This window comes from Limnohabitans sp. 2KL-3, from assembly GCF_001269405.1.
In the GTDB taxonomy this organism is placed as follows: Bacteria; Pseudomonadota; Gammaproteobacteria; order Burkholderiales; family Burkholderiaceae_C; genus Limnohabitans_A.
In genome coordinates, this window is record NZ_CXON01000031.1 from 19785 (window position 1) to 27673 (window position 7889).

Annotated in this window: 2 protein-coding genes; both read left to right on the top strand. The window is 61.0% G+C overall.

Features of this window, described 5'->3' with window-relative positions; genetic code table 11:
- Nucleotides 1–43: 43 nt before the first annotated feature.
- Nucleotides 44–4051: a phosphoribosylformylglycinamidine synthase gene (purL, locus tag AMM41_RS20660; RefSeq protein ID WP_089963714.1), complete on the top strand. Its 4008-nt coding sequence runs from the start codon at nucleotides 44–46 to the stop codon at nucleotides 4049–4051.
- 12 nt (nucleotides 4052–4063) lie between these two features.
- Nucleotides 4064–7489, top strand: coding sequence for a DEAD/DEAH box helicase (locus tag AMM41_RS20665; protein ID WP_089963716.1), 3426 nt, complete (start codon nucleotides 4064–4066; stop codon nucleotides 7487–7489).
- Nucleotides 7490–7889: the final 400 nt, after the last annotated feature.

Consider the following 7889-nt stretch of genomic DNA (forward strand, 5'->3'; position numbering starts at 1 on the left):
GGCCCCGGAACAACGGTTTTCCGTCTCTTTACAAGGCCACCCCGTGTCCCTGCACATCACGACTTTTGAAGGCGCCAGCGCCCTCAGCGACTTTCGCATTGCCCAGCTTTTGCCACGATTGGCAACCATTTCGCCGCAAATTCAGGGCATTTCAGCCAGATTTGTCCACTTGGTCGCCACAATCGCGCCTTTGGCCGAGGCCCAAAAGAAGACTCTTGCTGCATTGTTGACTTACGGCGAACCCTATGCCGGACCGGTTGACGGCCCCGTGATCGTGGTCAGCCCCCGCTTGGGCACCGTGTCGCCTTGGGCCTCCAAGGCCACCGACATCGCCCACAACTGCGGTTTTGAGGTGCGCCGGGTCGAGCGCCTGACCGAATACCGTTTGACGCTCAAGTCGGGCTTGTTCAGCAGCGCTAAACTTTCCGCCGAACAACTGGGCCAAGTCGCGTCCGTTCTGCACGACCGCATGACCGAGTCGGCCATGCCCAGCCGCGATGAGGCTGCGGCCTTGTTCACGGCACTTGACCCTGCACCGATGGACCATGTGGACGTGCTGGGCGGTGGCCGCGCTGCACTTGAAACAGCCAACAAGACCTGGGGCCTGGCCCTGGCCGAAGACGAAATCGATTATTTGGTCACGGCGTTCACGAACCTCAAGCGCAACCCCACCGATGTGGAATTGATGATGTTTGCGCAGGCCAACAGCGAGCACTGCCGCCACAAGATTTTCAACGCCGAGTTCACCATCGACGGCGTGGCCCAGCCCAAGAGCCTGTTCGGCATGATCCGCAACACGCACCAGCTGAGCCCCCAGCACACGGTGGTGGCCTATTCGGACAACGCCTCGGTCATGGAAGGCCACACGGTGGAGCGTTTTGTCGCCAGAACTTCGGGGCAGGGCGCGGCTTACCAAGCCGAACAAGCTTTGCACCATGTGCTGATGAAGGTCGAAACCCACAACCACCCGACCGCGATTTCGCCATTCCCCGGCGCATCCACAGGCGCGGGTGGCGAGATCCGCGACGAAGGTGCAACCGGTCGCGGCTCCAAGCCCAAGGCGGGTTTGTCGGGCTTCACCGTGTCCAAACTCTGGGGCGGCATGTCGGATCAAGCGGGCGGCAAGCCCGAGCACATCGCCAGCCCCTTGCAAATCATGACCGAAGGCCCCTTGGGTGGCGCGGCGTTCAACAACGAGTTTGGCCGCCCCAACTTGCTGGGCTATTTCCGCGAATACGAACAAACCGTGGACGGCGTGGTGCGGGGTTACCACAAGCCCATCATGATCGCGGGCGGTCTGGGCCAGATCGACGCCGATCAAACCCAAAAGATCGAATTCCCTGCCGGCAGCTTGCTCATTCAATTGGGCGGCCCCGGCATGCGCATCGGCATGGGCGGCAGCGCGGCCAGTTCCATGGCCACCGGCACCAACGCCGCCAACCTCGACTTTGACTCGGTGCAGCGCGGCAACCCCGAGATCGAGCGCCGGGCGCAAGAGGTCATCAACCATTGCTGGACACAGGGCGCGGCCAATCCGATTCTGGCCATCCACGACGTCGGCGCGGGTGGTTTGTCCAACGCCTTCCCCGAGCTGACCAACGACGCAGGCCGAGGCGCACGTTTTGATTTGCGCGCTGTGAAGCTGGAAGAGTCGGGCTTGTCGCCCAAAGAAATCTGGTCCAACGAGAGTCAAGAACGCTATGTCATGGCGATTGCGCCCGAGTCTTTGGCGCAGTTCACCGCCTTTTGCGAACGCGAGCGCTGCCCGTTTGCGGTGATCGGTGTGGCCACCGATGAGCGCCAACTGGTGTTGGAAGACCAAGGTCATGAGTCGCCCGTCGACATGCCCATGGACGTGCTGCTGGGCAAGCCGCCCAAGATGCACCGCGATGTGAGCACCGTGACGCGCCAATCGCCGGCCATGGACCTCACAGGTGTGTCGCTGCAAAAAGCCGTGATCGATGTGCTGAGCCACCCCACCGTGGCCTCCAAGCGTTTCCTCATCACCATTGGCGACCGCGCCGTGGGCGGCCTCACGCACCGTGACCAGATGGTCGGCCCGTGGCAGGTGCCCGTGGCCGACGTGGCCGTGACCCTGGCCGACTACCAAGGTTTTGCCGGTGAAGCCATGAGCATGGGCGAGCGCACGCCGCTGGCTTCGCTGAATGCCGCAGCGTCCGGCCGCATGGCCGTGGCCGAGGCCATCACCAATTTGCTGGCCGCGCCCATCGAGCTGCCCCGCGTCAAGATGTCCGCCAACTGGATGGCCGCTTGCGGTGAGCCGGGCGAAGACGCGGCACTCTATGAAACCGTCAAAGCCGTGGGCATGGAACTGTGCCCGGCGCTGGACATCTCGATCCCCGTGGGCAAGGACAGTTTGTCGATGCGCACGCAGTGGACCGTACCGAAGGGCGATTCAAGTTCCGACGGTGAGACCCGCAAAGTCACCTCGCCCGTCAGTTTGATCATCACCGCCTTTGCCAGCCTGAGCGACGTGCGCGGCACGTTCACGCCGCAACTGGATGCAAAAATCGATGACACCAGCTTGATCTTGATCGACCTGGGCCAAGGCCGCAACCGCATGGGCGGCAGCGTGCTGGGCCAAGTGCTGGGCCAATTTGGCGACAGCGTGCCCGATCTCGAAGACCCGCAAGCGCTGGTCCATCTGGTCAAGGCCATCAACATCTTGCGTGCGCAAGGCCAGATCCTGGCCTACCACGACCGCAGCGACGGCGGCTTGCTGGCCGCAGTGGCCGAAATGGCATTTGCCGGTCATGTGGGCGTGGCGCTCAATGTCGACATGCTGGTCACCGAAGGCGACGGCATTTCTGACAGCCGCGCCGACCATGGCGACGCCAAAAATTGGGCAGGCCAGGTCAGCGCCCGCCGCGAAGAACTCACGCTCAAGGCGCTGTTCAACGAAGAGCTGGGTGTGGTGCTGCAGGTGCGCACCGCAGACCGCAACGCGGTGCTGCAAACCCTGCGCGAACATGGTTTGTCCAAGCACACGCATGTGATCGGCAAGACCCGCCCCGTGCAATCGACCATCCAAAAAGGCGTGGGCGAACTCAGCATCTGGCGCGACACCAAAGAGGTGTTTGCCGCCAAGCTGGAAGACCTGCACCAGGTCTGGGACAGCGTGAGCTGGAAGATTTGCCAGCAGCGCGACAACCCCGCTTGTGCCGACGCCGAACACGCCGCCGCTGGCCGCGCTGATGACCCCGGCATGCATGTGTCGTTGAGTTTTGACCCGACTGACAACGTCGCCGCGCCGTTCCTCAATTTGTCACGCCCCAAAGTGGCCATCCTGCGTGAGCAGGGCGTTAACTCGCATGTGGAAATGGCTTACGCCTTCCACAAAGCAGGCTTCGAGTCGCACGACGTGCACATGACCGACCTGCAATCGGGCCGCGCCAAGCTGGCCGACTTCCAGGGCTTGGTGGCTTGTGGTGGTTTCAGCTACGGCGACACGCTGGGCGCAGGCATCGGCTGGGCGCGCTCCATCACTTTCAACCCGGCTTTGGCCGAGCAGTTCAAAGGCTTTTTTGGCCGCACAGACACTTTTGGTCTGGGCGTGTGCAACGGCTGCCAGATGTTTGCCGAACTGGCCGACATCATCCCCGGCGCCGAAGCTTGGCCGCGCTTCACCACCAACCAGAGCGAGCGCTTTGAAGCCCGTCTGTCCATGGTTGAGGTGCTGGAATCGCCCAGCTTGTTCTTGCAAGGCATGGCGGGCAGCCGCTTGCCGATTGCGGTGGCGCACGGCGAAGGTTTTGCCAACTTCAAACACCGGGGCAATGCGGCCCAAGCCTTGGGGGCCATGCGCTTTGTGGACAACCACGGCCAAGCCACCGAGCAGTACCCCTTCAACCCCAACGGCAGTGCGGGCGGCCTGACGGCCGTGACCACCGCCGACGGACGTTTCACGGCCATGATGCCGCACCCCGAACGCGTGTTCCGCAACGTGCAAATGAGCTGGACCAGCGGCAATGTGGCCGACACCAGCCCTTGGCTGCGCGTGTGGCAAAACGCCCGCAAGTGGGTCGCTTAAGCGTCTGAATGCATGAAATCCGTGGTTTCTGAAAAGTGGTTCCCGCCCTCGCAGCTGGCGTTTTACTTTGACTCCAACTCTTGGGCCAAAGGCACGTCGCTGTACCTGCAAAATGAGGTGGTCTCGGCCAAAATGACGAGTGAAGCCGAGGGCTGGTCGCTGCAAGCCCAGGTTCAAGAAGGTCGCGAGCCGACCCCTTTTCAGGTCAAAGCCCATGTGCGGGTGTCCGATGGCGGCAATTTGCAGGCCTGGCGCTCGACCTGCACCTGCGCGGTGGGCCGAATGTGCCGACACGGCGCGGCTTTGGGCATTCACGCGGCAATGCAGGGCTTTCACATGCTGGAACAGCCCTCCGATGAGGCCCTGTCTGACGAAAACGCCGAGTTTCAACACCAGCAGCGTTTGGAAAACGCCTTGCAGCAGTCTGAGCAGCAAGTGCAGGAATGGCTGGACCGGCTTGAAACGGCCAACATGTCGCACGGCTTCAGTTTGCCCTCTGGCACGGCAGAGCACTTTTTGTACATCTTGTCTGCGGCCACACTGGGGCACAGACCGGTCTTTCATTTGACCATCAACCGGGCCAGCCTCAAACGCGATGGCCTGTGGAGCAAGCCCAAAAAAGTCAGCAGCGAACCCTTGCCGCATGACCCCGTTTGGCGCACCTCTGCCCCGATGGAGCGGGGCATTTTTGACCTGTTCAAAGCCTGCCCGGCCATCAACAGTTTCAGCTCATATGGCTTTCACAGCGCCGTCAAGTTGCAGGGACTGGCCGCTCAATTGCTGCTCAAAATGTGCAGCCAAACCGGACGGTTGATGTGGGATGGTGAGCGGCATTTGCAGGTCTTGCACTGGACCGATGTGAGCTTGCCTGTGGTGGGCCAGTGGCAAGCCACGGCGGCGCAAGACCCCCAACCTTCGGGTTGGCAGTTGCAATTGCGTGCCGAAAAACACGGTGTGGTGCATGCTTTTAATGAGCCGCCCATGTATGTGGACCCTGAACTGGGGGTGTGCGGTTTGTTGGACACCCAGGGCATGAGCGCGGACCAACTGGTCTTGTTGAGTCAGTCTCCCGTGGTGCCCGAGCGCGTGGCAGTCAAGTTGCAGCAACAGTTGATCACCCGTTTGGGCTCTTTGCCCTTGCCCCCGGTGATCGAACAAATGCCTGAAATTCGGGGTGTGCTTCCTCAAGGCGTGCTCACCTTGACGGCCTTGCCTGCTGCACGGCGCTCAGAAAAAGGCTTGTTTGAGGCGCAACTGGCCTTCAATTACGACGGCGTTGAGGGCCGCTGGCCAACTCAACCGACACGCGTGGTGGTGCGGGTGGCTGGGCAGTCGCAGATTTTGGTGCGTCACTTGGCGGCCGAACAAGCCATTTGGGACCAGCTGAATGCTCTGGGCCTTGAGCGCCAACAAGACGACGTGTTGACCATGAGTGGCCCGCAAGCTGAGGATCTTTGGCTGCAATGGCTGGAGTCTGATTTTGCCGTTTTGCGCCAAGCGGGCCTGCAGGTGCACCAGCGCGATGGCATGAGTCATTGGCTGCGCCAAGCCCAAGACGTGCAGGTCAGTTTGACCGACCCGAATGAGCTGGACGACACATCGCCCTGGTTTGACTTGTCTTTGGGCATGGATTTGGACGGGAAAAGGGTGAACATCTTGCCTTGGGTGCCGGCCATTGTGGCGGCACTGGCCCGCACGGCGGCGGTGGCAGCAGAGGCCTCCGACGGGGCCGATGCCCCTGAGTTGGCCCCCTACCTTTACTTGCCCGATTTGCAGGGACCGGGCTATGTGAAGCTGCCCACCGCCAAAATCCGACCTTGGCTGGCCACCTTGATGGAGCTGCATGGCGAGCGCGGTCGGGATTGGGACGGTGATGTGCTGCGTTTGTCGCGCATGGATGCTTTGCGCTGCGCCGCCTCTTTGGGGGAGGGGGCTGTTTGGCAGGGCGCTCAACGCTTGCAGCACATGATGCTGCAAATGCGCGGCCAAAACACGCTGCCCGATGTGCCTTGCCCGGAAGGCTTGCAGGCCACGCTTCGGCCTTACCAACAGCAAGGCCTCAATTGGCTGCAGTTTTTGCGCGAGCACCGTTTGGCCGGCATTTTGGCGGACGACATGGGTCTGGGTAAAACCTTGCAAACGCTGGCCCACATCCTGACGGAAAAGCAGGCGGGTCGATTGACCGAGCCGGCCTTGATCGTGGCACCGGTGAGTTTGTTGGGCAATTGGCAGCGCGAGGCCGCACGCTTTTGCCCCAGCTTGACCACCCATGTGCACCACGGTTTGACACGGCACGGCGAAGTGGCCGACCTCCGGGCTTACGACGTGGTGATCACGGCCTATTCCTTGCTCTCGCGTGACCGCGAGTTGTGGGTGTCCATGGCCTGGCATGTTTTGGTGCTGGATGAAGCGCAAAACATCAAAAACGCCAACAGTTATGCCGCCCAGACCGTCTCCGAAATTCCAGCCCAACACCGCTTGTGCCTGTCGGGCACGCCCATTGAAAACCATTTGGGTGAGTTGTGGAGTCAGTTTCACTTTTTGATGCCGGGTTTTTTGGGCAGCCAAAAACGTTTCACTGAACTGTTTCGCAACCCGATTGAGCGCCACGGCGACGCCGGGCGAATGACCCAGCTGCGTGACCGCATCACGCCCTTCATGCTTCGGCGCACCAAAGACCTGGTGGCCAGCGAACTGCCACCCAAGATCGAGACCTTGATGCCGGTCTTGTTGTCTGGGCCACAAGCGGACCTGTATGAAACCATTCGCCTGGGCATGGAAAAAACCGTGCGCGAGGCCTTGAGCACACAAGGTTTGGGTAAATCGCAAATCACCATCCTCGATGCGCTGCTCAAATTGCGTCAGGTCTGTTGTGACCCACGGCTGCTCAAAATGAACACCGGTCTGCAGGTCAAGACCTCGGCCAAGTTGGCGCAATTGCTGGACATGTTGCCGGAAATGGTGGCCGAAGGACGCAAGATTTTGTTGTTTTCGCAGTTCACCGAAATGCTGGCTTTGATTGAAGAAGCCCTGCCGGCCTTGAACATTCCATGGGTCAAACTGACCGGGCAAAACAAAAACCGCGATGCCATCATTGACCAGTTCACCACTGGCCAGGTGCCCTTGTTTTTGATCAGTCTGAAGGCAGGCGGCGTGGGCTTGAACCTGCCGCAGGCCGACACGGTGATCCATTACGACCCTTGGTGGAATCCGGCTGTCGAAAATCAAGCCACTGACCGGGCGCACCGTCTGGGGCAAACCCAAAGTGTGTGGGTGGTCAAACTGGTGGCTCAGGGCACCATTGAAGAGCGCATGCTGGCCCTGCAGGAGCGCAAAGCCCAATTGGCCAAAGACATGTACGAGGGGGCTGTTCAGCGCAAAGAACCCCTGTTTGGCGAAGCCGATTTGAACGAACTGTTCAAGCCTCTCGGGGATTGATCGGGGTCATTGTCGTCGGCAGATGCGCCGTGCCATGGCATGGCCATCGATTGACATGGCCCAGTGATGTTTGATGAGCACAGCGATTCTTGTGTGAGCCCCGCCCTCGGGGCGATGTGGGGGTCTGCGAGGCTCAATCGCGGCGAGGGCGCCGCTCCTAGTGCGCCCGTGAAGGCGCGTACACAGCATGGTGAGAGTCCATGTCGGGGTAAGCCAAGGCCCCGTAGTCGAAGGTAACTGCGTCGCTGCGAAGCGGGGTGGAGAGCAACCGGAGGCGAACTGGCGGTGCGCAGTAAAGCGAACTCGATTCGGCAGGGAGTGGCGGCGAGCTGGCTGGGAGAAGGCGAAGCCTGAAACACATCGCATGCGTTGTTTTGGTGGATAAAACGACATGCGGGCC